Below are 14,293 nucleotides of genomic sequence, written 5' to 3' on the forward strand. Positions count from 1 at the left end.
GTCAGGATCCGGCGGCTAAGGTTGGGGTGGATGAGGGTGAAAAATCGCTACCCAAACCTACCTACCTTTATCGTGGAGATCTGAGGGGGCCGGAGGTCATTTTTAAAGAAGGTTTTATGAGCTTGGGAAAAAGTACTGACCTACTGCTTCATATTTGGGATAACAGAAATCCACCGAGTAATTTTGTCAGCACAACAACTAGCGTTGAAGTGGGGCTTGATTTTGGAACAAAATATGGAACGCGGAAAGGGTATTTGTATGTTCTGAAAAAAATTCCTGGGCGTGATGTTAATAAGGAGCTTCCGCCAGAGGACGTTCCCTATAGCTATGAGTATGAGATTGCAATTCCAGATCGAGTAAGAACGGAAGATATTATTGGCGTTACGCCGCTTAAAAGAGATGGTTCCTACGTAGGGTATTCTTTGCCCAACCCCCAGAGGAAATAACACATGAAAAGACAGCTTGTTCCAGTTATTAAAGATGGCCAGAGGGAAGAGGTGGTGCTGGACGTGAACGCACAAAAATCCACTATTCTGCTGACTTTTAAAAGTGGCTGGTCAAAGAAATACTCGGGAGCGGATGTGTATGAGTGTCTAGGGAAAATTATTAAGGAGCATACGGATATAAAATTTTTGTGCAAAGGAGCCAAGCTTAGTGTACGTCCTTCAAGTATGTCCTCGCAAATGTCATCAGGAATAGCGGCTTATGAGCATGTTCTAGGTAAGCGTGCATCGAGAGCAGATCTAGTTAATATATTTGATTATGAGGATCGGGATATAGTGAGTGATCCTCAGCTGCAGAAAGATTATTTTTTTCTATGGCTGGAATCTATAAAAAATGTGGATGAATAAGTTGTGGTCGTATGGGAAGTTAGGCCTGCTTGCAGCGGGGTGGTTCATGTAGATGCTTTCCTGATGTCACGGCAATCATTCTGAACTATGCTCCGCTTTTTTCTTCCCCCTCTGGAGTCCGCTCCCATGCCCAACCTAACCCCATTCCCCATCACCCAAAAATGGCCCGCCCAGTTCCCGGAGTGGATCCAGCTCTACTCCCTGCCGACCCCCAACGGCGTGAAAGTCTCGATCATGCTGGAAGAAATCGGCCTGCCCTACGAACCCCACAAAGTGGACTTCGGCAGCAATGACCAGCTGTCCCCGGAGTTCCTCTCCTTGAACCCCAACAACAAGATCCCGGCGATTCTCGACCCTCATGGGCCGGGAGATCAGCCGTTGGCGTTGTTCGAGTCGGGGGCGATTCTGATTTATCTGGCGGACAAGAGCGGGCAGTTGCTGGCCCAGGAGTCGGCGGCGCGCTACGAGACGATTCAATGGCTGATGTTCCAGATGGGCGGGATCGGGCCGATGTTCGGGCAGTTGGGTTTCTTCAACAAGTTTGCGGGCAAGGACTATGAAGACAAGCGACCTCGTGATCGTTACGTCGAGGAAAGCAAGCGCCTACTCAAGGTGCTTGATGGTCGTCTTGAAGGCCGGGACTGGATCATGGGCGAGCGCTACACCATCGCCGATATCGCCACGTTTCCCTGGGTGCGCAACTTGATCGGTTTTTATGAAGCGGGGGATCTGGTGGGTATCCAGAATTTCCCGAATGTAACGCGGGTGTTGGAGCGTTTCCTGGCGCGGCCGGCAGTGGCACGCGGGTTGAAAATTCCGGAATGAGTGGACTGATGACGAGCTGTTTCAATTTCAAGCAATTGGACGTGTTCAGCGAAGTGCCGCTCAAGGGGAATCCGCTGGCGGTGGTGCTCGGGGCGGACGAGATCAGTGACGAGCGCATGGCCGCTTTTGCCAACTGGACCAACCTCAGCGAAACCACTTTCCTGCTGGCGCCGCAGCATCCGGAGGCGGATTACCGGGTGCGCATTTTCACCACCTCGACTGAACTGCCGTTTGCCGGTCATCCGACTTTGGGCAGCTGTCATGCCTGGCTGGAGGCCGGAGGCGTGCCGAAAGGGCCGCAGATCGTGCAGGAATGTGGCGTTGGCCTGGTAAGAATTCGCCGCAGCGATTTCGGGTTGGCTTTTCAGGCGCCGCCCTTGCTCAAGTCCGGCCCGCTGGAGGCTCAAGTGCTGGAGCGAGTGCGCAAGGGACTGGGGTTGAAGGCCGAGGCGATTGTCGAGGCGCAGTGGGTTGATAATGGTGCCGGCTGGTTGGCATTGATGCTCAAGAATCGCCAGCAAGTGTTGGCACTCAAGCCCGATTACCAGCAGTTGCGGGATCTGGCCGTGGGCGTCATCGCGCCGTGGGAACCGGCCGTGGATGGCGATGAGGCGCAATTTGAAGTGCGCGGTTTCATTGCCGGCGACGGCATGCCGGAGGATCCTGCCACCGGCAGCCTGAACGCCGGGCTGGCCCAGTGGATGCTGGCCAAGGGGCTGGCACCGTCGCGCTATGTGGTCAGCCAGGGTTTGACCATGGGTCGGGCGGGGCGGATTCATGTTGAGCAGGTGGGCGAGGACGTCTGGATTGGTGGTGCGGTGGTGACCTGCGTCAATGGCTCACTGACCTTGTAAGCCGATTATTGCCCGGCCGGTAAAACTCTGTTTTCCGGTCGGCGTTTGTGCCCAGGCGGGTGAGGGCATAAGCTTTGTCCCCTGCGATCGAGCACCCATTTTTCAGGAGTCCCATGTCCAGTCAGTTCCCCGAAGCACGTCCACGCCGTCTGCGTCGCAATGCGAGCCTGCGCAGTCTGTTCCAGGAAACCGAGTTCACCCTGAACGACCTGGTGCTGCCGATTTTCGTCGAAGAAGAAATCGATGACTTTGTACCGATCAAGAGTATGCCGGGCGTGGCGCGCATTCCTGAATCGAAACTGGCCGGTGAGATCGAGCGGTATGCCCGTGCCGGTATCAAGTCAGTGATGACCTTTGGCGTGTCGCATCATCTGGATAGCGATGGCAGCGACACCTGGAACGAACGCGGCCTGGTGTCGCGCATGGCCGGGATCTGCAAGGACGCGGTGCCGGAAATGATCGTGATGTCTGACACCTGTTTTTGTGAGTACACCGATCACGGCCATTGCGGGGTGCTTCACGGGCATGAAGTGGACAATGACCGGACCTTGCTCAACCTGGGTAAACAGGCCGTGGCGGCGGCCCGTGCCGGGGCTGATGTGATCGCGCCGTCCGCCGCCATGGACGGGCAGGTCCAGGCCATTCGCAAAGCCCTGGACGAAGCCGGTTTCAGCCAGACGGCAATCATGGCGTATTCAACCAAGTTCGCCTCTGCGCTCTACGGTCCGTTCCGCGAGGCGGGCGGCAGTGCCTTGAAAGGCGACCGCAAAAGCTACCAGATGAACCCGATGAACCGCCGCGAAGCACTGCGCGAATCCTTGCTCGATGAGCAGGAAGGGGCCGATGCACTGATGGTCAAACCTGCCGGCGCGTACCTGGATATCATCCGCGATATTCGCCAGGCTTCGAACCTGCCCCTGTCGGCCTATCAGGTCAGCGGCGAGTACGCGATGATCAAATTCGCCGCCCAGGCCGGCGCCATCGACGAAGCCCGCGTCGTGCGAGAAAGTCTCGGCGCGATAAAACGAGCAGGGGCGGACCTGATCTTCACCTATTTTGCGATGGATCTGGCGCTAAGCGGGATCTGATCGACGCTGGATTTCCTGTGGGAGCCTGCTCGCGATAGTGGGGGGCCAGTTGGTATCAATGTCGGATGTGCCGCCGTCATCGCGAGCAGGCTCGCTCCCACATGGGACTTGTGGCGTGGACTGAAACTGTGAGCATCCGCGGTCAACCCTGTGGGAGCGAGCTTGCTCGCGATAGTGGTAGGCCAGCTTGCATCAATGTCGGATGTGCCGCCGTCATCGCGGGCAAGCCTTGCTCCCACAGACACCCACCCAAATCTACTGTGGAGTCTTGCTCCCACACTGATGGTGTTAGGCCACCCATCTCTCACGTCAGCTTTTTGCTGCTGTCGAGCCTTCTTTGCTCTCAAGACCCCTTTTGGCTCTGATGAACAGAACATAGCCTGTACCGGCTTTTGATCGTATGGTTGCTGCGCAATAACAGACTTGATGGAGCAACATGCAACTCAATCGATTGATGATCAGCCTCACCGCGTTGTTGACCCTGGCCGGTTGCGGCAGCCGTCAGGCCCAGGAACCGGAACGCCAGCCTGCCGAGGTCAAGGCGCAGATTGTGCGGTTGTTGCCGGCCAAGACTGTGGATCGCGAGGGCTGGGCGACGGATATCTACGTGGCTTTTGCCGCTCAGCAAATCTCACCCACGACGCAGAATATCTGTTCCGTCCTGGCGGTGACCGAACAGGAATCGACGTTCCAGGCTGATCCGGCGGTACCGGGGTTGGGCAAGATCGCCCGGCAGGAAATCGATCGTCGCGCGGCAAAGATGCACATTCCGGGTCTATTGATCAGCGGCGCCCTCCAGGTGCGTTCGCCCAATGGCAAAAGCTACAGTGATCGGCTCAATGCCGCGCGCAGCGAGAAGGAGTTGAGTGCGATTTTCGATGACTTCATTGGCATGGTGCCCTTGGGCAAGACACTGTTCGGCAGCTTCAACCCCGTGCACACCGGCGGGCCGATGCAGGTCAGCATCGCGTTTGCCCAGGCTAATGCCCGGGATTATCCCTATGCGGTGGATGGGTCGATTCGTCGGGAGGTGTTCAGTCGTCGCGGCGGGATGTATTTCGGTATTGCGCATCTGCTGGGGTATCCGGTGAGCTACACCGAACCGCTGTATCGTTTCGCCGATTTCAATGCCGGATGGTACGCCAGCCGCAACGCGGCATTCCAGCATGCAGTGAGTCGTGCCTCAGGCATTCCCCTGGCTCTGGACGGCGATTTGATCTTGCATGGTTCCATCATGCCAGGCAGCACCGAGTTGGCGGTGCGCACCTTGGGCCGGTCGCTGGGGATGCGCAACCCGACCATTCGCGACCAGTTGGAGCAGGGCGACAGCCTGGCGTTCGAGGACAGCAAACTGTACAAGCGGGTCTTCGAATTGGCTGAGAAGGCCGAGGGTAAGCAATTACCTCGGGCGGTGTTACCGGGAATCGTGCTCAAGAGCCCGAAAATCACGCGCAAGCTGACCACGGCGTGGTTCGCCAAGCGAGTGGATGAGCGTTACCGGCGTTGTATGACGCGGGCTGCGGGACGCTAGGCAATCGGTGGGCAATGAAAAAGCCCGGCGGATAAGGCCGGGCTTTCATGGTGATGCGTTAGGTTCCAGAGGTGTTTGAAGCATTGTGGCGAGGGGGCTCCTTCGCCACACATTGAGTTGGGTTTCGTCACGCATTTGGATTGAACAACTCATACACGGTTCTGAGTCAGACGATCGGAACCACCTTCGGCAACGCGGTTCTGTTGCAGGCGATCGGAACCACCTTCAGCAACGCGGTTCTGTTGCAGACGATCGGAACCACCTTCAGCAACGCGGTTCTGTTGCAGACGATCGGAACCACCTTCAGCAACGCGGTTCTGTTGCAGACGATCGGAACCACCTTCAGCAACGCGGTTCTGTTGCAGACGATCGGAGCCACCTTCAGCGACGCGGTTCTGTTGCAGACGATCGGAACCACCTTCAGCGACGCGATTCTGTTGCAGGCGATCGGAACCACCTTCAGCAACGCGGTTCTGTTGCAGACGATCGGAACCACCTTCAGCAACGCGGTTCTGTTGCAGACGATCGGAACCACCTTCAGCAACGCGGTTCTGTTGCAGACGATCGGAACCACCTTCAGCAACGCGGTTCTGTTGCAGACGATCGGAACCACCTTCAGCAACGCGGTTCTGTTGCAGACGATCGGAACCACCTTCAGCAACGCGGTTCTGTTGCAGACGATCGGAACCACCTTCAGCAACGCGGTTCTGTTGCAGACGATCGGAACCACCTTCAGCAACGCGGTTCTGTTGCAGACGATCGGAACCACCTTCAGCAACGCGGTTCTGTTGCAGACGATCGGAACCACCTTCAGCAACGCGGTTCTGTTGCAGACGATCGGAACCACCTTCAGCAACGCGGTTCTGTTGCAGACGATCGGAACCACCTTCAGCAACGCGGTTCTGTTGCAGACGATCGGAACCACCTTCAGCAACGCGGTTCTGTTGCAGACGATCGGAACCACCTTCAGCAACGCGGTTCTGTTGCAGACGATCGGAACCACCTTCAGCAACGCGGTTCTGTTGCAGACGATCGGAACCACCTTCAGCGACGCGGTTCTGTTGCAGACGATCGGAGCCACCTTCAGCGACGCGGTTCTGTTGCAGACGATCGGAACCACCTTCAGCGACGCGATTCTGTTGCAGGCGATCGGAACCACCTTCAGCAACGCGGTTCTGTTGCAGACGATCGGAACCACCTTCAGCGACGCGATTCTGTTGCAGACGATCAGAGCCACCTTCGGCAACGCGGTTCTGGATCAGGCGATCAGAGCCACCTTCGGCAACGCGGTTCTGGATCAGGCGATCGGAGCCGCCTTCGGCAACACGTTTTTCGATCAGTCGATCAGAACCACCTTCGGCAACGACCGGGTGGGAGGAGGCGGCGAATGCGTTGGCTGCCAGTACCGAGAAAGCGAGGCTGAGGATGATTTGGCGTTTCATGATGGTGTGCTCCGGGGATGCAGTGGGTTGGTGTGGAGCCATTGTTGTCCGGAGCGACAATCAAGAGAACTTCATTGGCCTGATGGTGAATATCGACGGCGGTGATACCTCGCCGAGCGGTTGGCAAGCAATATTGATGTTGGCTGATCCGCCGACATCGCGAGCAGGCTCGCTTCCATGGAGAGTGCGTGTCGTCTGCCGGGTGGAACACTGGCGGGCCCGCGGGTTCTACCGGCTACCCCCCAAGCGCAGGAGGCAAGTTCATGTATCAGTTATTCGGCTACCGGCAATCCGGCTCTTCGGCTGTGGAGATCGCCCTGTGCCTGTGTGGCGTGCCTTATCGCCGTGTCGATGCCTATTCGACCGAAGACAACGAGGCGGCGAAAGAGCTACAGGCATTGAACCCTCAGAAGCAGGTCCCGACCTTGCAATTGCCGGACGGTTCGGTGCTGACCGAAGCCGCGGCGATTTTGATCCACCTCGGGTTGGTGTTTCCTGAATCGAAGTTGCTGCCGGACGATCCGGCGCAACGTGCTCAAGCCATACGGGGCCTGGTCTATATCGTCGCCAATTGCTACACGCCCATCGGCATCATCGATTTTCCAGAGCGCTGGCTGGTCGACGCGGATGAAGCGACCCGGCAGCAATTGGTGTCGGGCACCCGACAGCGGCTATATCGTAACTGGGCGCTGTTTGCCGACCAGTTTGCGGCCCGCCCTTTTCTCAGCGGTGCCGAGCCGGGAGCGCTGGATATCCTGGCCGCCGTGGTCACGAAGTGGGAAGACACGCGGGAGGCCATTCTGAATGCCCGACCGCCGTTCTACGAGCTACTGGAACGCATCGACCGCCATCCGCGCATTGCGCCGGTGCTGTCGCTGCACTGGCCCTTGTAGGCGCTGTCGAGCGCAGCGAGGCTGTGGTTTTTCCGAGTAGCAAAGAAAGATTAAAACCGAAAGATCGTCCAAACGCGGCCCGAGCCTTCGGCAGCGCCTACGGGTCAAGGGCATCTCATTTTGGTGGCGGCTTGCTCAACGAGGCCGACAAACTGTCGGACATTCTGCTGATGGGCCGTCACCAGCTCATCGATGCTGCTCCCCGCCGGCGTTTGCAGGCTGTTACGGCAGGTCAGGGTATGGGCTTCGTTGCCCAGCTCGCGCAGGCGCCACTGCACGTCCATGCGGGCATATTGGCCGGGGATCGAATCGAAGCGCTGCACATCCACCCGCAGCAGTAGCTTCGCTGCGCCTGGGTTGCTCAGTTGTTCGTCCAGGCTGCTGCGCAGTTCATCGGCCAGACTGGCGCCCCACCATTGCGTTTCCAGGATCGCCAGCCCGCTGTTGCCTTGGCGGATGACCATTTGCGCGCGGTCCACCTGAGGCGGAACGCTCACCTGCTCGAGCTGGATGTCCATGTTCGTGCGTGGCTGGCCGGCAGGTTGAGCCGGGCTCAGGGTGTGGTACTGGATCGGATCGCCGCGGCAGGCAGCAAGCAGCAGCACCAAGGCAACCAGGGGGAGTTTCAGCATCAGCGGCATGGGGCGTGCTCCTGTGGTCATTCGTTCGCCGGCAATGTGAGGTTTTGCGCCGGTGCATCCTTGGGACGGCCGCGAAGCAATGATTCGGGATGGCGGCTCAGGTAGTCGGACAGCTCGCGCAACGAACGCGACATGCGCCCAAGATCGTCCAGGGTCTGCGTCAGTTGTTCGCGTTGCGGCGAATCTTCGGCCAGGGTCGAGTTGGCCGATTGCAGGGTCTTGCTCACGTCCTGCAACGTGTTTTGCACGCTTGGCAGGGTCTTGCTGTTGAACTGGGCCAGACCTTTGCGCAATTCAACCAGGTTGCCGTTCAGGTTGTTGGCAACGCTTTCCAGGGGCAGCTTGTTGATTCGCTCGACCATCGCCTGCAGTTGTTCCTGCAGTTGCTGGAGACTGCCCGGGATGGTCGGTATACGGACCGGGCGGGCGTTGGCGTCGAAAGTGACTTTTTCAGCCTTGGGGTAGAAGTCCAGCGAGATGTACAACTGCCCGGTCAGCAGGTTGCCGCTACGGGCCTGGGCACGCAGGCCGCGTTCGACGAAACTGCCGATCAGGCGAGCGCCGGCAGCTTCGTCATCCGGGTTGTGATTGAGCGCCTTGAGCAGTTTTTCATGGGCCTTGCCCAGGCGCTGAGGGTAGAACACCACACCGACATTGACCGGGAAGCTGCGCAGCTTCTCGTCGAAATCCAGATTGATGGCGACGACCCTGCCCACTTCGATGCCCAGGAATTCGACCGGCGCTCCGACCCGCAATCCGCGCAATGCCTGATCGAAGCGTAAAGCCAGGTATTGCGCCTTGCCATCCGGCGGGGCCAGGGCGCTCTGCTGGTCGGCAAACAGCTCGAACGTCTTGTCCTCGCTAGCGGGGCTGTCGTTGGGGCTGTATTCCGGTGCCCGAAATGCGATGCCGCCCACCAGCAGCGCCGAGAGTGACTCGGTCTTGACCGCAAAGCCGTTGGCACCGACGTTCACGTCCACGCCGCTGACGTTCCAGAACCGGGTGTTTTCGGTGACGTAGACATCGTTGGGGGCATTGACGAATACGTCGATGTTGACCCCTTTGCCATCGGCATCCAGCGCATAGGACACCACTTGGCCCACCGGAATCTTGCGCAGGTACACCGGCGAGCCGATGTCCAGTGAACCGAGGTCCTGGGAATGCAGGGTGAAGCGCTTGCCCGGTTCACCGTAGGTGATCGGTGGCGGGGCTTCCAGGCCGGTAAAGGACTTGGCACGAACCTTCGATTGACCGGCGTCGGCCCCGATGAAATCCCCTGACAGCAGGGTATCGATCCCGGAAATTCCGCCGGCTCCGATACGCGGGCGTACGACCCAGAACACCGAGTCCTCGTGCGTGAAGGTCTCCGCCGTCTTGGCCAGCTTGACCGTGGCGGTGACGTTCTTCTGGTCGTCGCTCAATTGCACGTCGGTGACCTGGCCGATGACCACGTTGCGATATTTGACCGGTGTCTTGTTGGCGGTCAGGCCCTGGCCGGTCTTGAAGGTGATGGTGATGGTCGGACCTTCCTGCAGCCAGTTGTTGACCACCAGGGACAACCCTACCAGCACCGCGATGATCGGCACTATCCATACCAGCGACACCGTCCAGCGGCGGCTGGTGACATGGGCGCGACCTGGTGCCGGTTGCTGCCCGTCAGTGGCTTGCGACTTCATCCATGGCCTCCTCGGATGGTTGGGTGTCCCAGATCAGGCGCGGGTCGAAGCTCATGGCCGACAGCATGGTGAACAGCACCACGAGGCCGAAAAACAGGATGCCCGGTCGCGGCTCGATATCGCTCAGTGCCTGGAATTTCACCAGCGCCGCGACCAGCGCCACCACCAGCACGTCGAGCATCGACCAGTAGCCGATGACTTCCACCAGCCGATACAGTTTCGCCCGCTGGACCTGGGCCCAGGTGCTGCGCCGCTGCACGGTGACCAACAGCAAGGTCAGTACCACGAACTTGATGCCTGGTACCGCGATGCTGGCGATGAAAATGATCAGGGCGATGTCCCAGGCGCCGCCCTGCCAGAACTCGATGACGCCACTGATGATGGTGCTGTCGGCGCCATCCCCGAGCATCTGGGTATTCATCACCGGCAGCAGGTTGGCCGGAATGTAGAACACCAATGCCGCCAGCATGTAGGCCCAGGTACGGGTGAGGGTGTCGGGTTTGCGCCGGTGCAACGGGGCGTCGCAGCGGGGGCAGGTCTCGGGCTCGTCGCTCATGTCACAGGCCAGGCCACAGCTGTGGCACAGGCACAGGTTCAGGTCGCGGGCCAAGGGCGGGGGAGGCAACGGTTCGCGGTTCATAGGTTGTCCCACAAATCGCGCACATCGCGTCCGGCGATGCGGATCATCAGCAGGCTCAGGGCGGCCAGGGCAAACAGGCCGATGCCCGGCAGCACGTCCAGCAGCCCGGCGAGTTTGATCACCGCCACCAGCGCACCCAACAGGCACACCTCCAGCATGCTCCACGGCCGCAGTGCTTCCAGGCTGCGCATGCACAGACTGAACCCCGGCGCCCGTTGATTGGCGTAGGCGTAGGCCAGCACCCAGATCAGCAATACCAACTGAAAGACCGGGGCAATGATGATCGCCACCGCGGCCACCAGGGCGATGAAGGTGATGGGGCCCTGGCTCAGGGCCACGATGGAATCCCACAGCGTCGCGCTGTTGCTCAGCCCCTGGAGACGGATGCTCATCACTGGATAGATGTTGGCGAAAGCCCACAACACCGCTGCCGTCACACTCAAGGCCAGGCGCTGTTCAATGGTCAGGCCGTTGTAGCGCTGAATCACCGCGCCACACCGCACGCACGAGGCTTTCTGATGCGCAGCGAGCACCATCGGCTCGTACACCGCATCACAATGTTCGCAAATGATCAGTCGGTCGGTATCGGCCATCGGGATGCTCGGCAGGACAACTCCTTCAATATAGAAGGAGGTTGGGATTGAGCAACCCGCCCGAACGGGTCATTCGCCGCGAATGTATTGCTCCAGTTGTCGGATCAGGTCCGCCTGCTCGGCAATCGCTTCCTTGACCAGGTCACCAATGGACAGCAGACCGACGAGTTTGCCGTCTTCGACCACCGGCAAATGCCGCAAATGTTTTTCGGTCATGATGCTCAGGCAGGTTTCGACATTCTGGTGGGGGTCTATCGTAATCACGGGTGACACCATGATGTCGCTCACTTTGGTGCCTACTGAGGAGCGGCCATGCAAGACCATTTTGCGCGCGTAGTCGCGCTCACTGATGATCCCCAGTACTTCGCCGTTCTTCACCACCAGCAGGGCACCGACGTTTTTCTCGGCCATGCGCATCAGGGCCTGCAGCACCATGTCGTCCGGTGAAATGGTGTGCACTTGCTGGTTTTTCTCGTCTTTGATCCGGAGCAACTGCGCGACGGTTTTCATGGGGAAGCCTCAGGTGTTGTTTTTGCAGGTGGTTTAAGAATCGTAGACCCAACGGCGCAGAGCAAGCGGTAAAGCGGCAGTCAGTCGTCCAAAAACGTCATTGTCGGTGAGTTCACCACCGAAGTGAGGCCATGCACTGTTGGGGCGAGGGATTTATCGCCACTGTGGGGGCAGGCCTTGCTCCCACAGATAAATCCCCTCACCACAGGTAGAATCGTCGCTTACGCAAAAAATCGAGGTTGCAGCGGTGGATCTACAGCAGGGCTTCGTCCTGACCCGGCATTGGCGCGATACCCCGGCCGGCACCGAAGTCGAATTCTGGCTGGCGACCGACACCGGCCCCCGGCGCGTGCGCTTGCCGGTGCAGCCGTCGGTGGCATTCGTGCCACAGATTCAGCGCGGTCAGGTCGAAGCCTTGCTGCAAGGGGAGAAGGACGTTGAATTGCGCCCCCTGGACCTGCTGGATTTCGAGCATCGACCGGTGCTGGGCCTGTATTGCCGGCAACATGCCCAACTGATGCGCCTGGACACCACCTTGCGCCGTGCCGGCGTGGAGGTGTTCGAAGCTGACATCCGTCCACCGGAACGCTACCTGATGGAGCGTTTCATCACCGCGCCGGTCTGGTTCGGTGGCACAAAGGCCGCTGAGGGCCTGCTGCTGGACGCCCAGATGAAACCGGCGCCCGAGTATCGTCCGCCTTTGCGTCTGGTGTCCCTGGACATCGAAACCACCGCCCAGGGCGATTTGTACTCCATTGCCCTTGAAGGCTGCGGCGAGCGTCAGGTGTATATGCTCGGCCCGCCCAATGGCGACGATACTGCCGTGGATTTCCAGCTCGAATATTGTGAATCGCGCACTTTGCTGCTGAAGAAACTCAACGATTGGTTCGCCCGTTTCGACCCTGACGCGATCATTGGCTGGAACCTGGTGCAGTTCGATTTGCGCGTGCTGCATGAGCACGCCCGGCGCCTGGCCGTGCCGCTACGCCTGGGGCGAGGCGGGGAGGAGATGCAGTGGCGCGAGCATGGCGCGCGCAACAATCACTTTTTCGCCTCGGCGGCAGGCCGGCTGATCATCGACGGCATTGAGTCGCTGCGTTCGGCGACCTGGAGTTTCCCTTCGTTCAGCCTGGAAAATGTCGCCCAGACGTTGTTGGGAGAGGGTAAGTCCATCGACAACCCGTACCAGCGCATGGACGAGATCAATCGCATGTTTGCCGAGGACAAACCGGCCCTGGCCCGTTACAACCTCAAGGACTGTGAGCTGGTGACGCGGATCTTCGCCAAGACCGAGCTGCTCAAGTTCCTGCTGGAGCGGGCCAGTGTCACCGGTCTGCCGGCGGACCGCAGCGGTGGTTCGGTGGCGGCCTTCACACACTTGTACATGCCACTGATGCACCGCCAGGGTTTCGTTGCGCCGAACCTTGGCCAGCGCCCGCCCGAGGCCAGCCCGGGTGGTTTTGTCATGGATTCCCAGCCGGGGCTCTACGAGTCGGTGCTGGTGCTGGACTACAAGAGCCTGTATCCGTCGATCATCCGCACCTTCCTGATCGACCCGGTAGGCCTGATCGAAGGCCTGCGCCACCCGGACGAAAGCCAGTCGGTGCCAGGTTTTCGCGGGGCACGTTTCTCCCGCACGCGGCATTGCCTGCCGGCCATTGTGGCGCGGGTAGCCGAAGGCCGGGAAACCGCCAAGCGGGAACACAATGCACCGCTGTCCCAGGCATTGAAAATCATCATGAACGCCTTCTATGGCGTACTCGGTTCCAGTGGCTGTCGTTTCTTCGATCCGCGGCTGGCGTCCTCCATCACCCTGCGCGGTCACCAGATCATGCAGCGCACCCGGCAGTTGGTCGAAGCCCGGGGGCATGTGGTGATTTACGGTGATACCGATTCCACGTTCGTCTGGTTGCGCCGGGCCCACGGCCAGGAAGAGGCGGCGTCCATCGGCCAGGAGCTGGTGGCATACGTCAATCAGTGGTGGCGCGAACACGTGCGTGATGAGTTCGGGCTGGAGAGCGCACTGGAGTTGCAGTTCGAAACCCATTTCAAACGTTTTCTGATGCCCACCATTCGTGGCGCGGAAGAGGGCAGCAAGAAGCGCTATGCCGGGCTGGTCACCCGCGCCGACGGCAGCGACGAGATCGTCTACAAGGGCCTGGAAACCGTGCGCACCGACTGGTCGCCGCTGGCCCGGCAGTTCCAGCAGGAGCTGTATGGGCGGATCTTCCACCGCAAGCCTTACCAGGATTATGTGCGCGATTATGTGCACCAGACCCTGGCCGGAGCGTTCGATGATCGGCTGGTCTATCGCAAGCGCTTGCGCCGGCCTCTGGAAGACTACGAACGCAACGTACCGCCGCACGTGCGCGCCGCGCGGCTGGCTGACGAGTTCAACCAGCGCCAGGGCCGTGCGCGGCAATACCAGAACGGCGGGTGGATCAGCTACGTGATCACTGTCGCCGGCCCTGAGCCGCTGGAAACCCGCAGCGCGCCGATCGATTACGACCATTACGTGACCAAACAGCTGCAACCGGTGGCGGACGCGATTCTGCCGTTTGTGGATGACGATTTCTCGACCCTGGTGGGGGGGCAGATGGGCTTGTTCTGACGGATGCGCCAGTGTTGCGGGCGGGAGGCTCTTGTGGCGAGGGCGCTTGCTTCCGCTGGTTTGCGCAGCAACCGCCAGAAGCGGCCGCTACGCGCCCCAGCGGGAGCAAGCTCCCTCGCCACAAAAGCGCTTTGCTCG

At 59.6% G+C, this 14,293-nt stretch carries 12 protein-coding genes and 2 pseudogenes; 8 read left to right on the forward strand and 6 right to left on the reverse strand.

The features are described 5' to 3' along the window. From MKS85_RS10455 to MKS85_RS10480, 6 genes and pseudogenes are all read left to right on the forward strand, one after another. Window positions 1-446: pseudogene (locus MKS85_RS10455) on the forward strand (hypothetical protein); the annotation flags it as partial. A 3-nt stretch (window positions 447-449) separates the two neighbouring features. Continuing rightward, entirely contained in the window at window positions 450-851 is a 402-nt protein-coding gene (locus tag MKS85_RS10460) for a hypothetical protein (protein WP_107322621.1), read from the forward strand. Between the two features lie 126 nt (window positions 852-977). Beyond that, the gene (locus MKS85_RS10465; protein ID WP_076383995.1) at window positions 978-1,676 is read left to right on the forward strand and encodes a glutathione binding-like protein; all 699 of its coding nucleotides are present in this window, start codon (window positions 978-980) and stop codon (window positions 1,674-1,676) included. A gap of 8 nt (window positions 1,677-1,684) precedes the next feature. After that, a complete protein-coding gene (locus MKS85_RS10470) occupies window positions 1,685-2,530 on the forward strand; it encodes a PhzF family phenazine biosynthesis protein (RefSeq protein ID WP_188251023.1) in 846 nt (281 codons plus the stop codon). 113 nt (window positions 2,531-2,643) lie between these two features. Then, the gene (gene hemB / locus MKS85_RS10475; RefSeq protein ID WP_047230550.1) at window positions 2,644-3,618 is read left to right on the forward strand and encodes a porphobilinogen synthase; all 975 of its coding nucleotides are present in this window, start codon (window positions 2,644-2,646) and stop codon (window positions 3,616-3,618) included. Between the two features lie 436 nt (window positions 3,619-4,054). Continuing rightward, window positions 4,055-5,149, forward strand: coding sequence for a DUF1615 domain-containing protein (locus tag MKS85_RS10480; protein WP_188251024.1), 1,095 nt, complete (start codon window positions 4,055-4,057; stop codon window positions 5,147-5,149). A gap of 968 nt (window positions 5,150-6,117) precedes the next feature. On the opposite strand, the pseudogene MKS85_RS10485 reads toward MKS85_RS10480, so the two are convergent. Then, window positions 6,118-6,591 (reverse strand): annotated as a pseudogene (locus MKS85_RS10485) (phage infection protein); the annotation flags it as partial. Window positions 6,592-6,854: 263 nt separating this feature from the next. On the opposite strand from MKS85_RS10485, the gene MKS85_RS10490 reads away from it, so the two are divergent. Continuing rightward, window positions 6,855-7,484: a glutathione S-transferase family protein gene (locus MKS85_RS10490; protein WP_188251025.1), complete on the forward strand. Its 630-nt coding sequence runs from the start codon at window positions 6,855-6,857 to the stop codon at window positions 7,482-7,484. A gap of 104 nt (window positions 7,485-7,588) precedes the next feature. Here the strand turns inward: MKS85_RS10490 and MKS85_RS10495 are convergent, their stop codons facing one another. The 5 genes from MKS85_RS10495 to MKS85_RS10515 all read right to left on the reverse strand — a co-directional run bounded on the left by MKS85_RS10495 (window position 7,589) and on the right by MKS85_RS10515 (window position 11,544). Further along, entirely contained in the window at window positions 7,589-8,125 is a 537-nt protein-coding gene (locus MKS85_RS10495) for a membrane integrity-associated transporter subunit PqiC (protein ID WP_107322625.1), read from the reverse strand. A gap of 17 nt (window positions 8,126-8,142) precedes the next feature. Then, complete coding sequence (locus MKS85_RS10500) at window positions 8,143-9,801, reverse strand: intermembrane transport protein PqiB (RefSeq protein WP_107322626.1); 1,659 nt, start codon at window positions 9,799-9,801, stop codon at window positions 8,143-8,145. Then, on the reverse strand, window positions 9,782-10,441 hold the full coding sequence (locus MKS85_RS10505; protein ID WP_047227758.1) for a paraquat-inducible protein A: 660 nt from the start codon (window positions 10,439-10,441) through the stop codon (window positions 9,782-9,784). Before MKS85_RS10505 ends, MKS85_RS10500 begins: the two co-directional genes overlap by 20 nt. Further along, window positions 10,438-11,034: a paraquat-inducible protein A gene (locus MKS85_RS10510; protein WP_047227759.1), complete on the reverse strand. Its 597-nt coding sequence runs from the start codon at window positions 11,032-11,034 to the stop codon at window positions 10,438-10,440. Before MKS85_RS10510 ends, MKS85_RS10505 begins: the two co-directional genes overlap by 4 nt. A 69-nt stretch (window positions 11,035-11,103) precedes the next feature. After that, window positions 11,104-11,544 (reverse strand): CBS domain-containing protein, encoded by a 441-nt coding sequence (locus MKS85_RS10515; protein ID WP_047227760.1) that lies wholly within the window; start codon window positions 11,542-11,544, stop codon window positions 11,104-11,106. A 247-nt stretch (window positions 11,545-11,791) separates the two neighbouring features. On the opposite strand from MKS85_RS10515, the gene MKS85_RS10520 reads away from it, so the two are divergent. Continuing rightward, window positions 11,792-14,155 (forward strand): DNA polymerase II, encoded by a 2,364-nt coding sequence (locus tag MKS85_RS10520; protein WP_076384003.1) that lies wholly within the window; start codon window positions 11,792-11,794, stop codon window positions 14,153-14,155. Window positions 14,156-14,293 lie beyond the last annotated feature (138 nt).

The sequence above is a fragment of the Pseudomonas sp. JL2 genome (assembly GCF_031570495.1).
GTDB lineage: Bacteria > Pseudomonadota > Gammaproteobacteria > Pseudomonadales > Pseudomonadaceae > Aquipseudomonas > Aquipseudomonas rhizophila.

Coding starts and splice junctions, on each gene's coding strand:
- MKS85_RS10505 (WP_047227758.1), bottom strand. CDS start 10,441: ATGAACCGCGAACCGTTGCCTCCCCCGCCCTTGGCCCGCGACCTGAAC.
- MKS85_RS10495 (WP_107322625.1), bottom strand. CDS start 8,125: ATGCCGCTGATGCTGAAACTCCCCCTGGTTGCCTTGGTGCTGCTGCTT.
- hemB (WP_047230550.1), top strand. CDS start 2,644: ATGTCCAGTCAGTTCCCCGAAGCACGTCCACGCCGTCTGCGTCGCAAT.
- MKS85_RS10515 (WP_047227760.1), bottom strand. CDS start 11,544: ATGAAAACCGTCGCGCAGTTGCTCCGGATCAAAGACGAGAAAAACCAG.
- MKS85_RS10460 (WP_107322621.1), top strand. CDS start 450: ATGAAAAGACAGCTTGTTCCAGTTATTAAAGATGGCCAGAGGGAAGAG.
- MKS85_RS10480 (WP_188251024.1), top strand. CDS start 4,055: ATGCAACTCAATCGATTGATGATCAGCCTCACCGCGTTGTTGACCCTG.
- MKS85_RS10470 (WP_188251023.1), top strand. CDS start 1,685: ATGACGAGCTGTTTCAATTTCAAGCAATTGGACGTGTTCAGCGAAGTG.
- MKS85_RS10465 (WP_076383995.1), top strand. CDS start 978: ATGCCCAACCTAACCCCATTCCCCATCACCCAAAAATGGCCCGCCCAG.
- MKS85_RS10510 (WP_047227759.1), bottom strand. CDS start 11,034: ATGGCCGATACCGACCGACTGATCATTTGCGAACATTGTGATGCGGTG.
- MKS85_RS10500 (WP_107322626.1), bottom strand. CDS start 9,801: ATGAAGTCGCAAGCCACTGACGGGCAGCAACCGGCACCAGGTCGCGCC.
- MKS85_RS10490 (WP_188251025.1), top strand. CDS start 6,855: ATGTATCAGTTATTCGGCTACCGGCAATCCGGCTCTTCGGCTGTGGAG.